21 protein-coding genes and 2 pseudogenes are annotated in these 19,490 nt (G+C 63.5%); 2 read left to right on the top strand and 21 right to left on the bottom strand.

The features are described from left to right. Positions 1–16: 16 nt before the first annotated feature. Positions 17–505 (bottom strand): hypothetical protein, encoded by a 489-nt coding sequence (locus tag ACM9HJ_RS27015; RefSeq protein WP_416574901.1) that lies wholly within the window; start codon positions 503–505, stop codon positions 17–19. A gap of 77 nt (positions 506–582) precedes the next feature. On the opposite strand from ACM9HJ_RS27015, the gene ACM9HJ_RS27010 reads away from it, so the two are divergent. After that, the gene (locus ACM9HJ_RS27010; RefSeq protein WP_416574900.1) at positions 583–777 is read left to right on the top strand and encodes a helix-turn-helix domain-containing protein; all 195 of its coding nucleotides are present in this window, start codon (positions 583–585) and stop codon (positions 775–777) included. 1 nt (position 778) lies between these two features. Here ACM9HJ_RS27010 and rlxS read toward each other — a convergent pair whose 3' ends face one another. From rlxS to ACM9HJ_RS26925, 17 genes and pseudogenes are all read right to left on the bottom strand, one after another. Then, the gene (gene rlxS, locus ACM9HJ_RS27005; RefSeq protein WP_416574899.1) at positions 779–2,806 is read right to left on the bottom strand and encodes a relaxase/mobilization nuclease RlxS; all 2,028 of its coding nucleotides are present in this window, start codon (positions 2,804–2,806) and stop codon (positions 779–781) included. 263 nt (positions 2,807–3,069) lie between these two features. Next, on the bottom strand, positions 3,070–3,435 hold the full coding sequence (locus tag ACM9HJ_RS27000; protein ID WP_416574898.1) for a hypothetical protein: 366 nt from the start codon (positions 3,433–3,435) through the stop codon (positions 3,070–3,072). A 296-nt stretch (positions 3,436–3,731) separates the two neighbouring features. Then, positions 3,732–3,995 (bottom strand): hypothetical protein, encoded by a 264-nt coding sequence (locus ACM9HJ_RS26995; protein WP_416574897.1) that lies wholly within the window; start codon positions 3,993–3,995, stop codon positions 3,732–3,734. 334 nt (positions 3,996–4,329) lie between these two features. Then, positions 4,330–4,734 (bottom strand): annotated as a pseudogene (locus ACM9HJ_RS26990) (lytic transglycosylase domain-containing protein). A 14-nt stretch (positions 4,735–4,748) separates the two neighbouring features. Next, positions 4,749–5,315, bottom strand: coding sequence for a S26 family signal peptidase (locus ACM9HJ_RS26985; protein WP_416574896.1), 567 nt, complete (start codon positions 5,313–5,315; stop codon positions 4,749–4,751). Next, positions 5,312–5,551: a helix-turn-helix transcriptional regulator gene (locus ACM9HJ_RS26980; protein ID WP_416574895.1), complete on the bottom strand. Its 240-nt coding sequence runs from the start codon at positions 5,549–5,551 to the stop codon at positions 5,312–5,314. The genes ACM9HJ_RS26985 and ACM9HJ_RS26980 overlap by 4 nt, the downstream gene beginning before the upstream one ends. Before the next feature lie 145 nt (positions 5,552–5,696). Then, the gene (locus ACM9HJ_RS26975) at positions 5,697–6,005 is read right to left on the bottom strand and encodes a DUF4326 domain-containing protein (RefSeq protein WP_416574894.1); all 309 of its coding nucleotides are present in this window, start codon (positions 6,003–6,005) and stop codon (positions 5,697–5,699) included. Positions 6,006–6,372: 367 nt separating this feature from the next. Next, positions 6,373–6,711, bottom strand: coding sequence for a DUF736 domain-containing protein (locus tag ACM9HJ_RS26970; RefSeq protein WP_416574893.1), 339 nt, complete (start codon positions 6,709–6,711; stop codon positions 6,373–6,375). A gap of 722 nt (positions 6,712–7,433) precedes the next feature. Beyond that, positions 7,434–8,882: an argonaute/piwi family protein gene (locus tag ACM9HJ_RS26965; RefSeq protein WP_416574892.1), complete on the bottom strand. Its 1,449-nt coding sequence runs from the start codon at positions 8,880–8,882 to the stop codon at positions 7,434–7,436. Further along, entirely contained in the window at positions 8,879–10,231 is a 1,353-nt protein-coding gene (locus ACM9HJ_RS26960) for a DUF4365 domain-containing protein (protein ID WP_416574891.1), read from the bottom strand. The genes ACM9HJ_RS26965 and ACM9HJ_RS26960 overlap by 4 nt, the downstream gene beginning before the upstream one ends. 332 nt (positions 10,232–10,563) lie before the next feature. Beyond that, positions 10,564–11,517: a DUF2493 domain-containing protein gene (locus ACM9HJ_RS26955; RefSeq protein WP_416574890.1), complete on the bottom strand. Its 954-nt coding sequence runs from the start codon at positions 11,515–11,517 to the stop codon at positions 10,564–10,566. Positions 11,518–11,750: 233 nt separating this feature from the next. Next, complete coding sequence (locus tag ACM9HJ_RS26950) at positions 11,751–12,776, bottom strand: toprim domain-containing protein (protein ID WP_416574889.1); 1,026 nt, start codon at positions 12,774–12,776, stop codon at positions 11,751–11,753. A 2-nt stretch (positions 12,777–12,778) separates the two neighbouring features. Continuing rightward, entirely contained in the window at positions 12,779–13,024 is a 246-nt protein-coding gene (locus ACM9HJ_RS26945; RefSeq protein ID WP_416574888.1) for a DUF6117 family protein, read from the bottom strand. A gap of 68 nt (positions 13,025–13,092) precedes the next feature. Beyond that, positions 13,093–15,186, bottom strand: a complete 2,094-nt coding sequence (locus ACM9HJ_RS26940) for a ParB N-terminal domain-containing protein (RefSeq protein WP_416574887.1) — start codon at positions 15,184–15,186, stop codon at positions 13,093–13,095. Positions 15,187–15,301: 115 nt separating this feature from the next. After that, positions 15,302–16,498 (bottom strand): DUF932 domain-containing protein, encoded by a 1,197-nt coding sequence (locus tag ACM9HJ_RS26935; protein WP_416574886.1) that lies wholly within the window; start codon positions 16,496–16,498, stop codon positions 15,302–15,304. An 86-nt stretch (positions 16,499–16,584) separates the two neighbouring features. Next, positions 16,585–17,073 carry a thermonuclease family protein gene (locus ACM9HJ_RS26930; protein WP_416574885.1) on the bottom strand — a complete coding sequence of 163 codons (489 nt, stop codon included), beginning with the start codon at positions 17,071–17,073 and terminating at the stop codon, positions 16,585–16,587. A gap of 93 nt (positions 17,074–17,166) precedes the next feature. Continuing rightward, positions 17,167–17,586: a DUF2285 domain-containing protein gene (locus ACM9HJ_RS26925; RefSeq protein ID WP_416574884.1), complete on the bottom strand. Its 420-nt coding sequence runs from the start codon at positions 17,584–17,586 to the stop codon at positions 17,167–17,169. 9 nt (positions 17,587–17,595) lie between these two features. On the opposite strand from ACM9HJ_RS26925, the gene ACM9HJ_RS26920 reads away from it, so the two are divergent. After that, positions 17,596–17,835, top strand: coding sequence for a hypothetical protein (locus ACM9HJ_RS26920; protein ID WP_416574947.1), 240 nt, complete (start codon positions 17,596–17,598; stop codon positions 17,833–17,835). A gap of 46 nt (positions 17,836–17,881) precedes the next feature. Here the strand turns inward: ACM9HJ_RS26920 and ACM9HJ_RS26915 are convergent. The 3 genes and pseudogenes from ACM9HJ_RS26915 to ACM9HJ_RS26905 form a co-directional block, all read right to left on the bottom strand. Next, positions 17,882–18,091, bottom strand: a pseudogene (locus tag ACM9HJ_RS26915) (transcriptional regulator domain-containing protein); the annotation flags it as partial. A 284-nt stretch (positions 18,092–18,375) separates the two neighbouring features. Continuing rightward, complete coding sequence (locus tag ACM9HJ_RS26910) at positions 18,376–18,633, bottom strand: DUF2285 domain-containing protein (protein ID WP_416574883.1); 258 nt, start codon at positions 18,631–18,633, stop codon at positions 18,376–18,378. A gap of 120 nt (positions 18,634–18,753) precedes the next feature. After that, on the bottom strand, positions 18,754–19,490 hold a 737-nt coding region (locus tag ACM9HJ_RS26905), incomplete at its 5' end, for an AraC family transcriptional regulator (RefSeq protein WP_416574882.1).

The following is a 19,490-nucleotide window of genomic DNA, read 5'->3' as shown; positions in this document are numbered from 1 at the left end:
CCAGGTGATGCTGTCGTCATGAGCCAGCCGATCCGAACTCCGGCACGGGATGGGCCGCGATCAAAATCCGATCCACGATCGCAATCCCGACCGGCAGGACCAGGACACTGGCCTCGCCGATATGAGACGCCTCGTCCGGCAGCATCTGGTGTATAGGACGCGCCTCGCTCTCCACCCGCCCGACCACATGCCGAACCGTCTCCGACAAACAGTCCCAGGCCTCCCCTCCCGTATCCGGCAGCAGCTTGGCGGCTGCAGACCCTGACAGCATTTTCTGCCATCCGCTATCCATCCGATCGAAAACCATGAGGTTGGATAGCCAGGGACTGAGCACCCAGAGAGGCAACGTGTCGCGGGAAGGGACCATCAAGGTCCCAGCACCTGCTCGCGCCCATGCTGCCAGCAGGGTCCATTCCGGCTCCATGAACTCCTCCCAGCTTGCGAACCCATCGGCAAACTGCACCGTGGCAAGGGCGGCATAGAAATCGTCAGAACCGGCTTCCATCGCATCCTCACTCCGATTAGGAACTATACCTCCTGGAAGTATGCTTCACATTCGGCATGGTTTCCACCATGGACTTGATGGAAGCTGTTTCCCGGAATGTGCGGCGGTTGCGCCAGGAGCGAGGGCTGAGCCAGGAGGAACTGGCCAGTCGCGCGGATATCAGCAACCGCTATCTGGGCGATATCGAACGCGGCCAGCATAGCTGTACCGTCACGGTCCTTGGACGCATCGCCGATGGCCTGGGCGTCCGCCCCGCCGAACTGGTCGAATAGATCAGGAGACCGACGGGCCGCTGCGTTGCCGCCCGATCGTCCAGGAAATTCCCTCTGCCCGCATGATCCCAGAGACAGGCTGCCCGATATGCCGGTCCAGAACAGGACGCCAAGGCACCAGGGTGAAGTCACGGCTGCGTTCAATCACGGCCACCTTGTCGCCGGCCAGGGGAACGATACGGCGCAGCACACCCTCCACCGGCTGGCCAGGACGCATCTCGACATAGCCCAGCCTCAGCTCGTCGGATAGCTGGCCGGCAACGCGCAGCAATTCCCGTCGCCGCAGGGTTGCCAGCATGTCTGCGCGATAGAAGGTTGTGCCCCGCTCTTCCCAAGCCAAGCCCTCCGCGATCAACCATTGCCGGCGGCGGGCCTGCGCGTCGCGGATATCCCGTCCGAAACCTGCATCCCGCACCATCTCGGGATTGGCGGCCACGAATTCGCGGTCCAGCCAGGTCGCCCCGTCGACGGTGATCTGTGCTTCCAGCGAGAGCGTGGACAGCACCCGCACGTTGACAGGGTTGAACCGGGCCTGGGCGCGTTCATAGTCGACAACCTGATCCAGATGGTTCGGGGCGATGATCCAGGTACCATCCGGCTCACGGGTCACCGCCTTCGTCAGCCGGCGTATCGCCTCCAGCCGCCGGACATGACTTTCCGCGAAGGCTTCGCTGGCGGCGGGATCATGGCGCAGATGGATGTCGATGCTGTACCTGCCGCCATTGGCCGCCGCGATCTCCAGGATACGACGATCGATGGGGCGAGCGTCCAGGGGACGTGGCTCGACACGCAGAATGCTGCCAACCGGCGTGGGCTCCGTCGCCTCCCCCTTGCCGATATCGACATAGTGGGTCCGACCGTCCGTGGCATCGATGATCAGATAGTGGCGATCATTCACCTCGTCCGACAGGCCGCGCGCAACGACCCGGCCGATGATGGGGCGGGCACCGTTGGCACCAGGGTCATGGATGATCAGGTCGACCGGCGTGCGGACCAGATCCTGGGCCACCATTTCCCGGTGCATGGTCTTGATGATATCGCCGCGCTCGCCCATCCGGCGCAGGGTGGATTCCAGGTCATCCGCCAACTGCCACTGGCCGGAGCGGATTTCCGCTGCCAGCCCCAGCCGCTCCAGCTTGCGCAGCCGGCCCATGCGCAAAGCCTGCTGGAAAGGGTCACGGTCAGCGCCTGTCACCAGATGCTCCGGCGACTGGTCGCGCAGCAGGCGGCGATCCAGGCTGGTGAAACGCTCCTGCTCCACTTCCCGGCGCAACTGGCCCTGCACCTCGGCGTCGGTCTTCGGGCCGAGGTGCAAGCTGACGATCTCGGCGGCACGCTCGCGCATGCCCCTGGTCAGGTATTCCCGGGCGATGATCAGATCCTTGCCCCGATCATTCCCCGGGTTCCGGCCTTTGGCCGGCCCCGAGGACAGGCTCTTGCCCCGGACGATGATGTGGCTGTGGGGATGGCCGGTATTGTGGTGATCAACCGCGACCCAATCGAGCTGCGTGTCCAGATCCTGTTCCACCTGCGCCATCAGGCGGCGCACCATGGGCTTCAGATCATCGTACTGGTCACCATCCTCGGCCGACACGATGAAGCGGAATTGGTGACGGTCGCCCTCGGCACGGTCGAGAAAGGGCTTGCCCTCCACCCGGTCCTGATCAGCACCATAGAGCTGGCCGGGCTCTCCGTCGCGCGTGACGCCGTCGCGTTGGATATAGCGCAGATGGGCGCGGGCGCCGGCCATGCCCTTGCCCGCCAGCTTGACGATGCGGGATTTAATGATCACGCGCCGTTGTCGCCAAGCGGCGAACTGGTCGCGCGATGCCAGCACCCGGCCGACACCGGCGCCCCGCCCGATCCGGCTGCCATCAAAACGGGTCTTCCGTGCCCGGAAGCTGATCGGCCCGCCATTGGCCAGAACGGTCGCCGCCAGCACCCGGTTCAAAAAGCGTTTGCCGCGTCGCCCGGAGGCACTGCGCATCCGGCCCAGACGGGGCTGGAAATCATGGTCGTCACCGAACATCGCGGCACCTTCCGATCCAAAGCTGAAACGAGGCATCCCGGGGCCATGGCGCCAGAATGGCACCGGCCCAACCGCCGTGGCGCCACCGCAGAACCCCAAAAAGGATGTGCAGACAGGGGGTTACGGGGGGCGCTGGCGCCACCGCTTCATCTTGCCCTACAGCGCCCCTGGTCAGCACCAGCGCTTATCCACGCTTTTCTACGCTCTCATGCTGGAAAAAATGGGAGCGACGGCCTGAACCGCCGCTCCCGTATCAACGCCGCCTATCGACCGATGGCGCTCTGGAAGGCCTTCTTGGCGGCGTCGCGCGTGGCATAGGCCCGCTGACGGATCATGGAATGCAGACGCTCATCGCCATCAACAACGCAGCTCGCGACGATGTATTCGCTGCGGAAATGGCTCAGGATGAGGATGCAGTGAAGGCCTTCTGCACCGTCATCATCGCCCATCCATTCGCCCAGATAATGCTCCTGGAAGCGGCCATCCCAGATGAATTCGGGACGTTCGGCACTGATGAAACGCTCGACATTGGCCATCAATCCGTCGCTGCCGAACTCGGTCCGGACGTCATCGACAAGGGCGTCGAAACGGTCGATCGCGGCCTGGGGATGCGCTGCAATGAACGACATGGGAACCTCCGTGGCTGGCGTCCTCCTGATCGAGGACGGGATTCCCCCTCAGCCAGAGAGGTGGCAGTCAAGGACGCCGTCAGGCGCCGCGGAGCGGGGCGTGGGGGAACCGAAATGCGCAGCATTTTGGGGGGACCGCGCATCCTTGACGGGCGCCTCGGCTTGGCTGGGAAGATGGGCGGACCGAGATGAGAGAACCCACCCACGCCGGGCATCGGGAGACATCGACGCCGTCGAGCGGCGCAGAAAGATGGAGCAAAGGGAGCGGCATCCCGCAGGACGCCGCTCCCTCAATGCTATGCTGTCAGCATAGCGAGACGCTTCTGAGCGGTCAGGGTCTCCACGGCCATCGGGCTCTGGCGGGCCTGCCCCTGAAGCTTGCAGACCCGATCCCACGGCCCGATATTTTCCGTCGGATCGTCACTGGAGCCAATATACATCGGCGCCTGGTTGCGGGCCTTGATGGCTCTCTCCAAGGTACGGATAAGGGCGAACGCCTCCTGGCGCCGACGCCAATAGTCGTCCGTCCCTGGGATCGCCCTTGTGTTGGTGATCGACATGGTATCCTCCATCGCTATCGTCCTCCTCATCGAGGACAGCGCCTGCACATCGGCCGGAGAGGCGACGGTCAGGGACGCCGCAGGCGCCGCGGAGCTGGGTGCGGGGGAACCGAAATGCGCAGCATTTTGGGGGAACCGCGCCTCCTTGACGGGCGCCTCGATCTGGCTGGTAGAATGGGCTGATCGAGATGAAGACCATCTCTCCCAAAGCGCTATTGCCACCCGGTGCCGGCTTTGGACAAGGGGATGAACAGACGCCCATCCGAAGCATTCAGGGGCATGAAGAGCTGTTGTGACTGCCCCTCCCCTGTCCCGACCAGGGTGGACAGTTGGGTCAGATAGGCCCTGTCTCCGTCGGCAACGGCCGCCCGTCACGCAGATGGGCCTCATAGTGGCTGGGGCCGGCATTATAGGCACCGAACAATTCCGGCGCCCCGAAGCGCCCACGCATCTCAGCGAGATAGGCCGCCCCCGCCAGGATGTTCGCGGCAGGATCGAACACATCGCCCTAGATGGCATATCGTTCCCGCATCTCCGTCCAGGTGTCCGGCATCAGTTGCATCAGGCCCCGGGCTCCCTTGGACGACACTGCCCGCACATCGCCCCCGCTCTCCGCTTCGATGACGGCCTTGATCCAGCGTGCTGGCAGATCGAAGCGTTGCGCCGCCACCTGGATTTCCGGCTCATAGGCAGGCCGATCTGCTGCAATCGCGGGTGCCGCCAACAGTACCGTCAGCATCAGCATGCCTATCGTCAACCGGCCCATAGCGACACCAGCCGGCCAATGACATGCAGTGACGGCAACGGCCCGAAATAGCGGCTGTCCAGGCTATCCGGTGCCGGCATCAGCAGCAGGATTTCGTCCGCCAGCAACCGGCGGCACCCCTCCCAGCGCGGCAAGGACCGGCCGTTGCCGTCAACCCGCCGCCGCTGGGCGACGATGTCCCCATTGATGGAGAGATTGTCGTCCTTGGCGCAGACATCATCACCGCCCATGGCCGCCACCTGCTTGATCAGCGGCACGCCACGCGGCAGATAACCCCGCCGGGCAGCCAGATCCGTAATGGCAGCCGGCGGCCGGACCAGCACCAGATCACCGGTGCGCGGCCGCGTTTCCGGCAGCACGAGATAGAGCCCCATGGGTGCAGACGCGCTGCTGTTCCACACCAGGATCGGCGCCGGCCGGCCCAGGCTGGCGAAGCCCAGCGCCACCAAACCGAGGCCCGCCAGGATCAATACCTTGCGGCGCAAGGCGCGCGGCAGACGGCGCCGACGGACAGGTTGCCGGGGCACCTTCGGGGCGGAAAAGGGATGTCTCATGACGCATCCCTCCTGTCCGATGTGCTGTCCCGGCGTTCACCAACCGACCAGGCATCCAGGTCATCGATATGGTAGCGAACGTAGCGTCCATGCTTGCGAAAGCGCGGACCGCCGCCCGTCAGGCGCATCTTCTCCAGCGTCCGGTGCGACAGGCCGACATAGAAAGCGGCCTGCGCGGTGTTGAGAAAGGGACTGCCCTTTCTGGCCTGGGCGGCCCGAATGACCTCGTCCTCCATGTCCGATCTCCCTCGGCAGCAGCAGCGGGTATCGCCGCAGATGGGCCGAGCATGGCGATCGGGAGCGTGGTTGCGGACGCTCGAAAATCGACCCCCCTTGTTTTCGATCCCCCCTAACGGACAGAGGATAGGCCTGTCCCAGCCATCACCGGGTGGCCCTGATGGCGCGCCACCACGCGACCCGCGCGTCGCGGCCTGCATTGGCGAGCCGCAGCAGCAGATCGCCATGGCACGCAAGCGGCGCGCAGAAGCACACAAGATCACGGCCACGCAACTCGTCGATTTCCCGCAGCAGATGATGCTGGTCGGCAAGCCAGCGCTCATGCCTGGCGATGACGGCGGCGCGGTCACCATCAGGGCCGATCCGGAACGGATTGCCCCACTTGCCGCCGCGCCCGATATAGACGGCACCCATCGGAACACCCGCATGATGCTTGTTCAGAACCCGGCACATCGCTGTCGCCTCCTGATGCCCTTGCAGTGATCCGGCACCCGGATGCGGCAAGGCCCCGACAGTCACGCGCTTGCGCGGCAACGGCTTGCCCGTTGACTGTCAGGCTGCCGCGTCCAGACGGATAGAAAGCTGCAAGGGCACCAGGAGACGATGGCCACCGGGACCTCGGGATCATTCGGGGGCGAAGGTCGTTGCCGGCTCATGGGCGCAGCCGATGGATATCAGGCCGTTCCAGACGACAGCGCCCATGCCTGCGACGTTCGAAAAGCTCCCGCGATGTCGATCTCCCTGACCCACTCCAACCCAGCGGGCAGACGAAAAGCCCCGTCCCGGACGGTGCCGGAACGGGGCTGCGAAAAGGCCGGGATCAGCGGTCGCGGGGCTCCCAGAGGGCCATGTGCGTGGTGCCGTCCTCACCCGGATGCTCCAGCTTGACGAGCCGGGCGCGGACCCAGTGCGGGCCGAATTCCGGCGCTGCCACCTTAAGGTTCAGGTAGGTCTCGCCGCTGGACTTGGCAGTCTGGGACCAGCCGGCACCGACCTCATAGCGCTGGCCGTTGCCGGCATAGATGCGATGGTCGGGCGCGTTCTCCGACAGCTTCTGCACCGGGACGATGGTCAGGCTAACGGTGATGTTGAGGGTCTTGAGGATGCCGGTGAAGCTGCCGTCATCGGCCTTGGTGAAGGTGCCGAGGGTGATGGCCATGATCTGTCTCCTTCGCTGCGGTCGCGGAACCATCCCCGCGATGTCCCCGGCGTCAGAGTCCGCATAGGCGCCTTGTGCCACCCGAGCGCCAGCGAAGGGCCGGAACGAAGTGGAGGACCCAAGGGGGAGAAAATTTCCTGACGGAGCCGGGGCCCCGCCCCCAGGCGGGGTGGGTTCGGCTGGCAATTTTCTCGCAACCCCGAGGGTTGGCACGGGGCGACGCGGGCTCTACGCCATCAGGGACTGCGGGGATGGGGCTGCGACAGCCATGGACGAAGGAGATGGTTGGCACCCATCACCGGGGCACCGGCACGATGCCAGCACGCGTGCCATCGCGCTCACAAAAGCCTGCAACCCACAGCCGTCCAACCGGTTCATATCCAGGAACGGAACGATCCGACTTTCCATTTGCCGGTCGCCACTGGCCTGGAATGATAGCGACCGAATGGACCATGACCCCACCAATGACGAGACACCGACCTCCCTCAGCCGCCGCGCCCATGGTTAAGGACCGGCAGCGGACCGCCGGGAAACTGCGTCAATCGGGCACCGACAGCACGCGCCCTCCGGGTCAATTCCAAAGAGGCCCAGCCGGCCGATCAAAGTCCCCATGGCGGCTTTGGACAGTGCATCATGGTCCGAACAGAACAGGATGCACTGCTCATCCTTCGACTGTGGGTCGCTGGCTGATCCAAAAGCAGCCGCAAACCACATACCTCCCACTAGGTGTAACGACGAAAGTCGGATGAGACCGCTGTTCCGAACTCGACATACTTAAGAATGCGTCCGACCTCCCGCGCAGCCTTGATCGGGGCTGGAAGCTTCTGATCGAACTGCGTTGTATTCCAGTTCACCTTCGTTAGCGCGAGCACGTCCTTCGCCAGCGTCAGAAGTTTGCTGTCCGAATTCTCATGGGGTACAAGCAGCAGTGGGCGCGGTACGCGCAGGCCGGGGAATGTCCCATAGAACGGCACGCTGCCGCGCGTATACAACAGGCCCTTGCTGCCCAGATCGACGAATGTGCCCCGCAGAACGGGATAATTACCGTCTCGGAAGATGGCAATTGGCGAACTCTCCTGCACCCATACAAGGTCTGACATCTCGATGCCGGACTTCCCAAGAGCGGCGTCGATCCCCTCTGCCTCTTCAGGACGGAAGCGCGAAGTCTTCAGGACCACCAGTCGCGCAGGCACATGGCGGTGATGGGCTTTGTACGCTGTGATGGATTGCACCACGAGTTCTTCCGCGTCTTTGGCGGTCAGGTATGGATGACGCCCCCGTGCCTCCGTCTGCGCACGCGCGCCGCGCAGAATGAGGCCGCGACCACGCTCATCGAACATTTGCGCAGTGCTGGTCCAGAGTTGCTGACCGTCGAGATCACGATAAAACCCGATACCCAGGAAGCTGGTACGGTATTCCGCCTGATCGGGTAGCAAACGCCATGGCACTTTGCCCGCCTTGTAGAAGAGGGCGTTGAGAAGGTTCCACGCGCGCGTTGCCTTTACCTGCGTTTGGCGGTTGCTATCGCGTTTGACCTTACGGGGGATTTTCGCGGCGTCGTCCCACGTGTCCGGCCAGACGATCTGTGTTGGAACTGGCAGGTGAAGCGTCTTCGCCTTGAGCAGGTCACGGAAGTTGAGCATGCCACCGCTATCATCCTCGTCGTCACTGTCCTCTGTTTCACTCTTGGCATTGACGAGTTTTTCGATGAGTGGGATTGGCAAAGCCAGAACGATTACGTCGGGCTTCGCGCTGCTTTCGACCAAAGCCGAAAGCTGAGACGTGACCATTTCGACGGCGTGGCGGACCGCTTCATCGTGACGAACTATGCGGGTGATTTCATTGACCTGCCGCCGTGAAATCGTACCTGTAGCCCCATCAGGTACCTCAAACCTGCAACGGAACGGGTTCTGATTGCCCAGACCCGGAAAGTCCGGGTTGAGATTGATAAGTTGCTTGTTTCCGCTTTCGATGCCGCGTCCGGTTTCTCCGAGGAACTCAGTGAACCCCGCAACCGTGTCGTCCGTGCCAATGATGCCGACGCGGATAGTGTCGCCCGAACGCGGCTGCAACGGTCCATGCTCACGCAAACCTTGACGGGGGTCGCAATGCTGTCCGCCGTCACCAAATTCAAGCATCGGCTCGTCAAAGACATGCGCTTTGAAAATCATCCGACACTCCCGTCCTCGAAGAGGTCCTGCGCTTCCATCTCCTTGGCTCGCGGATCAGTCCGGCTCCATGAAGACTCTGGTACCGCTTGAGACAACTGGATCACCGGGAGGCGTTCGAATTGCAGTAGTGGCGCAGGTTTGTCAGCATCGAACAGGCTCACCTCGTGTTTGCCGCTCGCGACCAGCAAATGCTGCCACATCATCACCTGACCGCGCACGGCGGCATTGCGCTCCAGGCGCTTCTTGCCTGCCAAAAGCGCCTCTGGATAACGGTGTGGCTGAAAGCCGTCGGTGGTGAAATAAAAATCTGGATCAACAACTACAAACCATTCATCCGCAAGACGTTCAAACCGCAGGCGTGCCGCATGATGTCGAACGTAGCCACGGCCTTCCTTCTTTTTGCTCGCGTAAGCGCTCACGACCTTGGCAGAGGTTTCAATGACATTGGACATGTACCGGTAGCTGCGCGATTTTCCGATACTGACCGCCTTGAAGTGGAACAGCCTGTCTTTGCGGAGAAACGAAAGCTGCGCTGCCGTCTGTCGCTCAACCGTCCGCCGCAACAAATCCATCGTGTCGTTGATGTCGTCATGATCGTCGCTGAGTGCGATGAGTTCAGTATCAACGGCTTCGACCTGATCAAGATCGACAATCGCGCGGGTACCGTATTCCCTGGGGTCGAAGAAAGAAATAAAGCGTCGTTTGCGGATTATCCAGTCGAATCGGATGTCGCCGTGCTTTACCAGTTCAGGCACGGCGTCGCGCCCACTGCCGAATGGCGACGTTGAGATAAAGATTTCATCCGGCAGCTTGACGCGCAGCAGGTTGATAATGGCGTCCTCGCCTTGATTGAGTGGCGGAAGGAAAACGCCCGGCGTCCGACGATCAATGGTGAGCGCACCAATACGGTCAGCGCAGCGTGGATCAAATCTATCGGTGCCTTTATCGAACTTCAGGCGGCGTTCTTCGCCCCTGACGCAATCGCTAACGTCCTTCCAATAGGCTGTTTCATCGGACTTCCGCCAAAGAACAATGATGATGGGAATGTTGGATGTACGCCAGTATTTCAAGTCGTCCGGCTTAAGAAGGTATTCGAAGCTGCTTTCGTTCTCGCGGATATATTGGCCACTGTCGGTGGATTTGACCTGGACACCGAGCAACTTGCCAAGCGGTGCGCCGCTTTTTGGATCGCGCAGTTCAACGATACCATCCGTTCCTGCTTCGAGACGCCCACGCTGTTCATAAAGAAAGCCGGTTTCGAGAACGATCTTTTTGATCGCTGTCTCGCCCAACTCACCCAGAACCTGGCTATCCGTGATTCTCTTCGACATACCTCCAGCATACAGCATTTTCGCACATTCAGAACGATTATGTTCTTGTTGTGTTTCCGTGGGAGGGGAGGGCATGCAGATAATTCGAAGCGAGCTGAACCCTCTTCGATGGCCATAGGTCACCCCCCTGTTTCGGAGGCTGCTCGGCCCCCTTGAGTCTAAACGCTGGGGTACCAAGCCTTTCGTAACCTTGCAGCACGCCATAAGTGGCTCTCGCGCAGGCATAGCACCAGCAAGTCGAATATTGGCTATTCAATTTGTCCGGAGTTTTTCCATCCTACTCGAAACCACATGGGCTGAATTCGGCACCCAGATAGCCGGAAAGCGACGTGATGAGGAGGTAACGGCGCTTACGCGCCGCCCTCCGCCCCGAACCGCCAGACGGGGATGCCCATCTTGCGAGCCTTGTCGGCGAGGTTCTGAGAGATACCGGACCCTGGGAAGACCACCAGCCCGATGGGCAGAGACTCCAGCAACTGGTCATTGCGCCGGAAGGGTGCCGCCTTCCTGTGGCGGGTCCAGTCGGGCTTGTAGACGATCTGCGGCACGCGACGATGCTCGGCCCAGCACGCCGCAATGCGTTCGGCCCCCTTCGGGCTGCCACCATGCAGCAGCACCATGTCGGGATGCTTGGCATGGACCTTGTCCAGCACGGACGAGATGCGGTCGACATCGTTGCACTCCACCCCGCCCGTGAAGGCCACCTTGGGACCGGGCGGCACCAGCACATGGGTATCGGCGTAGCGGCGGGCGGCGATGTGGTCGCGGCTGTCGATCATTGCCGCCGTCAGGGCACGGTGGTTCAGTTGCGAGCCCTGGCGCGGGCGCCAGGTGGAGCCGGTCAGGGCCTCGTACATCTCGGCGGCGGCGTCGCGGAAGAACTCGAAGGCATTGCGGCGCTCGATCAGGCCAAGGCCCTCGGCAATCAGCCGCTCCAGCTCGACGGAGCGGATTTCCGAGCCGTCCTGATCACGCTGGCTATGCTGCTGGGCCTGTTCGTTGGCATCCAGGTTGCGTTCGAGGCTGGCGATGCGGCGATGGAAGACATTGACGCAGGCCCAGAGCAGGTCGTCCAGGTCATCCTCCAGACGGGTGCCGGTCAGCAGGCCGGCCAGAGTCTCCAGGCAGGCCCCGATCTCGGCACGGGCCTGTTCGGCCTCGGGCAGCGGGCGCGGGTCGGGCTCGTCCTGGAAAGGGCGGTAGCCGTAGAGCTGCAACTCCTCCAGCAGGTGGGCAGAGGGGGTGCCGTCGGCCAGAGGGTCGGTATCGGCGGAGGCCAGAGGGCGGGTGGGATGGTTCAACATGGCGGTCACCGGAGGCTTTGGGCCGCGCCGGTCGCGGCCTTCCGGGAGTGTCGCGCCAGGGCTTTCAGCCCGGTCCCGCACCCCTCGCGGGCCGCAGCGCCAGCGGAGGACGGCCTCCGGCCGTTGCGGGACCGGGCGGCCCTGGCAGACCTCTAACCCTGGAAGGCCGCCCCTCGCGCGGCCCGCCAGAGGTCTACGGTCACAGGAGAACGCCCGCCTGATCCCCTCCCCGCCTATCCGGCACGGACCGGATCGCGCCACCCGTCCGCCGTCAGGAAGGTCGCCGCGTCGCCCTCGGCCAGTTGCGGGATGATCCAGTCCCGCAGGCCCGCCAGCCCATAAACCATCAGGTCGCTGTTGAAATCGTCCAGCCTGGGACGCAACGGCAGGATCTCCAGGCCACCGGCATGGCCACGCTGGGCGAGCCGGCTGTAGGCCGCCTGTCCCGCAGCATCGGCATCGCGGGCGACATAGAGCCGGCGCAGGACGGCTGGAAAGACCCAGGCGGCGAGGTGTCCCGCCGAGAGGGCGGCGACGGCCGACAGCAGCGGCAGGGCCTGGCGCAGCGACAGCATGGTCTCCAGCCCCTCGCCCGCCGCCATGACCGGCCCCGACGCCCCGAAGCGCACGCCATGGCCCAGCAGCCGGCCCATGGCGCGGCGGGGATCGTCCAGCGCAGCCTTGTCCCCATCCGGCCCCAGCCAAGTGCGGTGCAGGCCGGTCAACTGGCCGCCATCGTCGGTGACGGCGGCGATCAGGGCCGGCAGGCTGACACGGCCCCGGGGCTCCCGCCGGTGACAGTGCGGATGGAAACGCAGGGCTGGCTCGGGCTGGGCCAGGGTGATACTGCGGCCGGCCAGGTAGCGCTCGGCCAGGGTGCCCGGTAATGGCCGGCTGGCCGCGAACAGGCGGCGGCAGGCCTCCGGCGAGCCAGTAATGGATGGCACGAAGGAACAACTGGACGACACCTGCAACGGCATCCGCAGGAAGGCCCGCGCCTCGGCCATGGCCTCACGCAGGGACAGGTTGCGGTTCAGGGCGATCAGGTCCAGCAGATCGCCATGCTGGTCCGCGGCGGCATCGGTCCATTGGCCTGCGCGCGGCCCGGTCAGACGGACATAGAGGCTGCGGCCGGCATGGCCCTGCACGTCGCCCACCTGCCAGTAATTGCCCCACCGACAACCATATGGCAGGAATTGGCGGCACACCGCCTCGGCCTCCAGCGCGAGGCGGCGGGCCAGTTGGCCGGCATTCTCCATGGTCAGGCACCGGGACCGCCCGGACCTCCGGGGGCATCGGGCGGGAGGTAAAGATCGTAGGGATTGTCCTCGGCGAGATAACCGAACGGGGTCATGACGATGCCGCGTTGATCACGGCTTACAGCACAGATGACGTAGCGTGGCTCGCCGGTGACGGCATCGTCGCACTCCATCAGCGCGAGATTGCCGTCCCGGGCGGCGCGCAGCAGGGTGCTGAAATTGGTGCGGGCATGGTCGGGTATTGCCATTGTCCGTCTCCTGAAATGAAAATGGCCCGGCGCTGAGGCCGGGCCATGGGTGGAAGGTGAAGGTCGGATTATTCGGCGGCGATCGACTGTTCCGCCGCCTGCGGCTCCTCCACCGACGGAACCACGTCATCCGGCCGGGCCTCGGTAACCGGTTTCGTCACGGTTCCGGCCCCCTCCTCCAGCGCGGCCATCTCCTGCTCCGGCGTGCGCAGCAATGCTGGCAACCAGTTGGTCCCGGCCAGCATCAGTTCGGCCTGCACCGCCATGTCGGGCTTGCGGAGATGGTCGATCTGGCGGGCGGCAGCCTCGCCCTTGGCCTCGACCACCGCCTCCAGGATGCGGGCCTTGGTGACCCGGCCCAGATAGTTCAGCGCCGTCGGCACCCAGCCCACCACCGCCATGTCGAGATTAACGGCGCTCGCCAGCCGGTCGGCATGATGCCGGCTCTCCGGCCCATACACGCCGGACGACTGCACGGCATGCACCGTCAGGCCCACGCAATGGGCGAACAGCGCCGCCCGGCTGTCGGCATCGAAGCCCACCAGCGCATCCCACAAATCCCGCGGGTCATCGGGCAGTTGCCCCTCCCAGTTTTCATGCCGGGCGGTGATGGACTGGGCCGGGATGCTGTCTGCCAGCCCCGGAGGTTCTGCCATGAAGCCGGGACTCCGGGCCGTGATTTGCAGGCAGGAATTGGAGCTGCGATAGTAGAAGAGCTGGAGGCACAGGAGGTGCAGCGCGGCGATGAAGGCCGTGTCCGGGTCCTGGGCCAGGGCGTCACGCAGGGCCAGGGTTCGAAAGGCCGTCAACTCCATCACCAGCCGTTCCGGCAGCGGCTTCAGCCCCTCGTCCTCCGGCTCGGGCTCCTGGCTGACAGAGCCGCCGGTATGGACGACATGCGCGGCGGCCGGGATGCGGGCACCCTCCGCATCAACGTCTTCCTCGGCGAGGTCTGCGTCCGGTGCCACCGGTTCCTCGACGAGCGGCTCATCCTCTGGCCGGACGTAGCCGCGCTCGACCCGCAACTGCCCGTCCGAACCGATGCTGACATAGCAGCCGGCCCGAGCGATCTCTTCCGGGTCGTAGCGGACGGGCCGCTGCTCCAGCACAGCGATCTCGCCGGTAATCGCGGTCAACCGCTGATCGACCTCCTCGGAGATCTCTCCATCATCGTCATGCTCCCGGGCCAGCCGGTCATATTCGTCCTGTAGCTCGGCATAGCGGGCCTCCTCCTGCTCCGTGCGAGCGATCACCTCGCCGCGCAGGCGGCGCTGGCCGGCGGTATGGCCGTAGAGGAAGTCGGTCTCGACCTCGATCCATTTCCACCCCTCCTCCATGACCGTCTCGGCGGCTTTGGCCAGCTTCTCGGCCGCCAGGCGTTCCAACAGCGGCACGTCGCCCAGCCAGCCGCCATCGTCGGGCGTGAACAGGTCGCGCATCACCGGCCCGCCGGCGGCGACATAGGCGTCCAGCCCCACGAGCTGTGCCCGCTTGTCATGGGCCGGAATGCTGTCGGCCGTCAGCGCCCGGCGGATATGATGGGCTTCCCGCTGCCAGGGCTGGGTCAGGGAGGCCCAGACCTGCTCCTGGTGTTCATGATCGCTGCTGACGCTGAAGGCCATCACCAACTCCAGTGTCATACCGTCCTCGGCATAAAGGTCCAGCAGCCTGGGCGACACCGATGCCAGGCGCAGCCGCTGCTTGACGACGGCGGGTGTGATGAAGAACCGGGCGGCAATGTCCTCCTCGCTGAGGCCCTTGTCACGCAGGGTCTGGAAGGTGCGGAACTGGTCGAGCGGGTGCAGCGCCACCCGTTGCAGGTTCTCGGCCAAGCTGTCCTCCTCGCCCAGTCCTCCGGTGCGGATGACGCAGGGAATGGGTGCGGTACGGGAGAGGCGCTTCTGCTTGACCAGCAGTTCCAGCGCCCGATAGCGCCGCCCGCCCGGCGTCACCTCGTAGATCCCCGTCTCCTTGCCCTCGGCGTCCAGTCGGGGGCGAACGGGGAGGCCGTGCAGCAGGGTACGATTGACGATGTCCTCCGCCAAGTCGGCGATGGACACGCCGGCCTTGACCTTGCGGACATTGGCCTGGGACAGGACCAGCTTGTTGAAGGGAATGTCCTGGGACCGGCTCAGGACGATCTTGGCAGGGGAAGTAGCCATGGGTTTTCTCCACGACAGGCCGGCGGGAACCTCTTTCTCCGCCTCCCAGCCCGTCGCCAAGCCCCCCTGCCCTCCTCTGCCTCGAAACGCCCCGAGCCGCACCCCAACCTGTCGGTCAGGCCACCCGGTCCAGCAGCTTCTTGGCCCGCCCCTCCATCTCCAGGCGTGCGTCCTGGTGGGGCTTGTCGCGGGCCACGGCCGTGATGCCTTGCACGAAATCGAAGATGCTCGTTGGCTTGCGGCCCTCCTCGGCCAGTACGGTTTCGATGATCTTGCCCGTCTCGGCCTTGGAGAAACCGCGTTTGCGCAGAAACTCCATGCGGTCGTCATCGTCGCGGGCGACGATCTGTTCCCGCGCCGCCCGGATGCCATTGACGAAGGGCATGGGCGAGGAATTGGCGAAACGGGTCAGGGCCGGGGCCGCCTCATGGGCAAAGCGCGAGGCGGCATATTTGGAATGCCGGATGGTGATCTCCTCGAAATCCTCGGCGCCCCAGATATTCCGGTTCTGGCATACCGCCCGCAGATAGAAGCTCGCCATGCCCAGGGTCTTGGCGCCCACCTCAGAATTCCAACAATAGAAGCCGCGGAAATAGAGGTCGGGCGAGCCATCCGGCAAACGCCCCGCCTCGATCGGGTTCAGATCGTCGACCAAAAACACGAACACATCCCTGTCGGAGGCATAGAGCGTCGTGGTGTCCCGCGTGATGTCGACGCGTGGGTTATAGACGCCCGTCGACCAGTCCAACACGCCCGGCACCTTCCAGCGTGTATCTCCGGTGCCGTTGCCGGCGATGCGCTGCACGGCCTCGACCAGTTCATGGTCGAAGATGCGGCCATAGTCGGGGCCGGTGACGGCGCGCAGTTCGGTGCGGCCGTTCTCGATCTCCATGGTCTTAACCTGTTCGGCCCGGTGTGAGGTCAGCCCATATTGCAGGTTGATGCCGGCCAGTGCTGCCGGCAATTGCCGCAGATAGGCAGCTGGCGCGCCGATCAAGCTGGAGAGCTGACCAAAGCTCCAATGTGTCGGCGCCACGGGCCGGTCATTGCCCGGCAGCAGCAGGGACAGTTTCTCGGGATTGTCGCTCCTGGCCTCCACGCGGATATCGGCGCTGGGCAGGGTCCGGGTCCGGCTGCGCTCCGTCCGTGACCGCACGGAGGCATAAAGATCGGACAGCGACAGGAAGCGCTCATCGTCCGGCCGCGAAAACCATTCGGACGACACCCGGCCAATCCGCTGGCCACGGGTCACATCCACCTTGTAGCCGCCGGTCCGGTCAGGGGCGGCGTCGAGGATTTCCACCTGGGTCATGGCACGTCTCCATGACGGGCGCCGGAGGCCTCTCCTCCAGCATCAGCCCGTCATGGAACCCCGGCCTGCCTCTGACTCTTTCCACACTACCCCGCGCACTGGTCAAGCGGCGTTGGAGGCACAAAGCCGCCGCGCCACAGGCCCGAGGCCAGGAACCGGGCATTGTTCTCCCAGTTGCTGAGGTCACCCCGGCCAAAGCGGCAGGCCAGGGCCCAACCGCCACGGACCATCCGCTCCGACAGCGACGTGCCACCGACGAAACAATCGGACAGGTCGGTGCTGGCGGGATGGGGCCGGCAATATACCGGCGTGCCGGTCACCAACTTCCACAAACCCTCGACAGCCTCCTGGCCGCAGGGCCAGGTCGTACCCTTGCGGTCGACACAGTGCTGATCGGGCAGCGGCGGCACGATGCCAGCCAGACGGTGCCGGGTGCCGGCGATCTCCAACAGGCCGGCGTCGATGACGGCCGCCGCTCCCTCCTGCTCGACGCGGCCCCTGGGCCATAGCGTGAGGACGCCAGCGCCAATCCCGATGAGGATGAGCACCGGCAGAGCAAATTTCAGGGTCTTCATCACGCAGTCTCCTTCCGGTTGGGTTGCTGACAAGGCACCCGGCAAGCTCCCTTTCCCTACCTGCCAAAGCCCGTCACGAAGGTTCCAGCCGCCCTATGGCTCTCTGCTGACCGCCGACAGTTCTGGCCCCCGTTTCATCTCGCCCCTCGGGCGAAGCAGATCACGATAGCCGCCACGCACCATTCGCCAGGCGTCACGAACCAGGCGCTGGATCCGGAGACGCAGATAGTCGGAGTGGCCATTCCAGTTCTCCCGGACCTCCCGTTCGCCCAGCAGGATGGTGGCGATCTCACGATGGCTGGCTCCGGCGCGGACCCCATCGAAAGCGCGGAGCTTTTCGATCCAACGCGGGGCTCGGGTGTCCGTGGGATAAAGCTCGTGCGGCAACCGACCGAAGCGGTGGAGTTGCAGCAAACGGTGCAGGGCCAACAGACTTTCTTGCGTGAACCGAACGCCCGTGATGGTGCAGCGCAGCCGCACGGGGCCTGATAGCAATGTTCCCGTGGTCACCATCAGTTGGAGATGATGGCAGCCGTCACTGAACAGAACATGTTCAGCCCCGTCGGAGACCTTCAGAACAACGGCAAGCTGCTGGAGCCGCTGTACGTCGAAAACGTCCTCTGCGCCGGGTTCGGCGCAGGACGCGTCGACGGTGAGGACCGCAGGGGCCAGCGACGGATACCAGAAGGTGACGTCCGGTTCGATGGCATCGGCAAAAAATCACCCCCCAACCAGCATCGGCAGGCAGGTCGGATAGAATGATGATCCTTGGTCCGCCTATAGGCCGGTGGGTTGCCTGAACCTTTTCGGCGATGCTCCTGAGAATATCCGCAAAATCAGGAGACCGGCGAAGCCATTCTGCCGCCCAGCCCGCCTTGTCCAGAGCCAGCAGCGGCCGGTATTGTTCTGGATCGCGCCAGTCTGGCCGTGACGGAAATTCGGGGCATCGAGATTGTCGTTGCACGGTAGCCTCCCGTTGGCCGCATGGGCCTTGCAGACCCAACGACAACTGAACCATCGCGCCGAATGCTCGAATAGCAGACGACAAATACAGCTTCTTCACAACACCCATAGACGTCTTTCGTCAGGTTGCGTTTCCTGTCAAGACATTGCGGAGAACGGAATCCAATCAATGTGAGAAATTCCTGAACATCAATAATTTGCATTGAATAAACTTACAAAATCGACACTTCTACTGAATAGATTAACCCTAAAGTTGGCGACAATACCGCGAGATCATTTCGTCAGCCCCATTCATCAAGGTGAGAGGAAATACAAGACCATCATCGAGAAGTGCTGTTTCTACACCAGGAGGTGACGATGACCACTGGCAGCCATCCATTGAGCCCGCCGCAGGTGGGAAGCCCAGCAGCGATGGGTTCGTTCCTTGTCCAGCAGCGTGTCACGATGCAGGACGATTTTGGCAACGTCCTGCCAGTCGGCTCCAGAGGCCTCGGCATCGAGCAACCGGACATAGGTGATAAAATGCGCTTCATCATAGGAGGTGATGGTCTCCGACCAGGGCACCTCATCCTGAACATCCGGGTTCAATTCACTCATGTTCTCGCCTCCCGCCGGAATTTCCGCCTCCATCCGGAAGCACCTATTGGACTCCGTACTGCAAATCGGCAAATCCCCCAAGGGCAAACTCGGTGACAAACACTCCGCCGGGCAACCGCTTCAAAGCCGGTCCTTACGGAACTGTGATGGTGTCGTCCCCGTGATCTTCCGGAACGTCTCGGTGAAATGGCTGTGGCTCGAAAAGCCCAGGGTGAGGCCGATCTCGGTGATCGACAGGTGGGGATCGAGCAGCAATTGCTGGGCTCGCGCGATGCGCCGCTTATTGAGATAGCGGAAGGGAGTCGTGCCCAGGCTGACCCGGAAGGCCCGGATAAAATGGTATCGGGTGAGCCCGACTTCGGTGGCCAAATGGCTGAGGTTCAACTCCTCCCCCAGGCGTGCCTCGATATATTCAACAACGCGCCGCTGCCGTGAACTGCCGAGGCCACCGATGACCGGCGTGGGCTGGCCTGCATCTCCGAAGGTCTCATACAGCTTGAGAAGCAGCATCGCGCCGATGTGATCGAGATAGAGGAGGCTTGTTGGGCCTGTCTCCTCCATCCCCTGGCGCAAGCAGTCGATCAGCTTGCCGATCGCGGGGTTATCGACGGCGACCATCGGCTTAAGGTCGGGTATCCTTCCGCCGAAGGCCTCGGCCAACGTGCGCTCGATAAAGCTTTGCATGAAGGCGAGCCCGAATATTCGCTGATTGCCCGCCCAGTCGACATGAATGAAATGATCAGGCGGAAATAGATGGAATTGACCGGCGTTAACGACATGGCGCTGAGATTCCAAAGCTCCTTGCGGTTTCCAGCCCAGTTCAAAGGGCTCTCCATCATGTATGACCACGCTTAGAG

The sequence above is a fragment of the Niveispirillum sp. KHB5.9 genome (genome assembly GCF_048066115.1).
In the GTDB taxonomy this organism is placed as follows: domain Bacteria; phylum Pseudomonadota; class Alphaproteobacteria; order Azospirillales; family Azospirillaceae; genus Niveispirillum.
This window is presented reverse-complemented; position numbering and strand designations above follow the sequence as displayed.

What these genes read in the sequence shown, in the direction of transcription:
- ACM9HJ_RS26960 (WP_416574891.1), bottom strand. Translation starts at nt 10,231, where the DNA reads ATGCTGTATGCTGGAGGTATGTCGAAGAGAATCACGGATAGCCAGGTT.
- ACM9HJ_RS26950 (WP_416574889.1), bottom strand. Translation starts at nt 12,776, where the DNA reads ATGGAGAATGCCGGCCAACTGGCCCGCCGCCTCGCGCTGGAGGCCGAG.
- ACM9HJ_RS26970 (WP_416574893.1), bottom strand. Translation starts at nt 6,711, where the DNA reads ATGGCCATCACCCTCGGCACCTTCACCAAGGCCGATGACGGCAGCTTC.
- ACM9HJ_RS26985 (WP_416574896.1), bottom strand. Translation starts at nt 5,315, where the DNA reads ATGAGACATCCCTTTTCCGCCCCGAAGGTGCCCCGGCAACCTGTCCGT.
- ACM9HJ_RS26945 (WP_416574888.1), bottom strand. Translation starts at nt 13,024, where the DNA reads ATGGCAATACCCGACCATGCCCGCACCAATTTCAGCACCCTGCTGCGC.
- ACM9HJ_RS27000 (WP_416574898.1), bottom strand. Translation starts at nt 3,435, where the DNA reads ATGTCGTTCATTGCAGCGCATCCCCAGGCCGCGATCGACCGTTTCGAC.
- ACM9HJ_RS26930 (WP_416574885.1), bottom strand. Translation starts at nt 17,073, where the DNA reads ATGAAGACCCTGAAATTTGCTCTGCCGGTGCTCATCCTCATCGGGATT.
- ACM9HJ_RS26995 (WP_416574897.1), bottom strand. Translation starts at nt 3,995, where the DNA reads ATGTCGATCACCAACACAAGGGCGATCCCAGGGACGGACGACTATTGG.
- ACM9HJ_RS26925 (WP_416574884.1), bottom strand. Translation starts at nt 17,586, where the DNA reads ATGGTGACCACGGGAACATTGCTATCAGGCCCCGTGCGGCTGCGCTGC.
- rlxS (WP_416574899.1), bottom strand. Translation starts at nt 2,806, where the DNA reads ATGTTCGGTGACGACCATGATTTCCAGCCCCGTCTGGGCCGGATGCGC.
- ACM9HJ_RS26980 (WP_416574895.1), bottom strand. Translation starts at nt 5,551, where the DNA reads ATGGAGGACGAGGTCATTCGGGCCGCCCAGGCCAGAAAGGGCAGTCCC.
- ACM9HJ_RS27010 (WP_416574900.1), top strand. Translation starts at nt 583, where the DNA reads ATGGAAGCTGTTTCCCGGAATGTGCGGCGGTTGCGCCAGGAGCGAGGG.
- ACM9HJ_RS26940 (WP_416574887.1), bottom strand. Translation starts at nt 15,186, where the DNA reads ATGGCTACTTCCCCTGCCAAGATCGTCCTGAGCCGGTCCCAGGACATT.
- ACM9HJ_RS26955 (WP_416574890.1), bottom strand. Translation starts at nt 11,517, where the DNA reads ATGTTGAACCATCCCACCCGCCCTCTGGCCTCCGCCGATACCGACCCT.
- ACM9HJ_RS26910 (WP_416574883.1), bottom strand. Translation starts at nt 18,633, where the DNA reads ATGAGTGAATTGAACCCGGATGTTCAGGATGAGGTGCCCTGGTCGGAG.
- ACM9HJ_RS26975 (WP_416574894.1), bottom strand. Translation starts at nt 6,005, where the DNA reads ATGTGCCGGGTTCTGAACAAGCATCATGCGGGTGTTCCGATGGGTGCC.
- ACM9HJ_RS26965 (WP_416574892.1), bottom strand. Translation starts at nt 8,882, where the DNA reads ATGATTTTCAAAGCGCATGTCTTTGACGAGCCGATGCTTGAATTTGGT.
- ACM9HJ_RS27015 (WP_416574901.1), bottom strand. Translation starts at nt 505, where the DNA reads ATGGAAGCCGGTTCTGACGATTTCTATGCCGCCCTTGCCACGGTGCAG.
- ACM9HJ_RS26920 (WP_416574947.1), top strand. Translation starts at nt 17,596, where the DNA reads ATGATGGCAGCCGTCACTGAACAGAACATGTTCAGCCCCGTCGGAGAC.
- ACM9HJ_RS26935 (WP_416574886.1), bottom strand. Translation starts at nt 16,498, where the DNA reads ATGACCCAGGTGGAAATCCTCGACGCCGCCCCTGACCGGACCGGCGGC.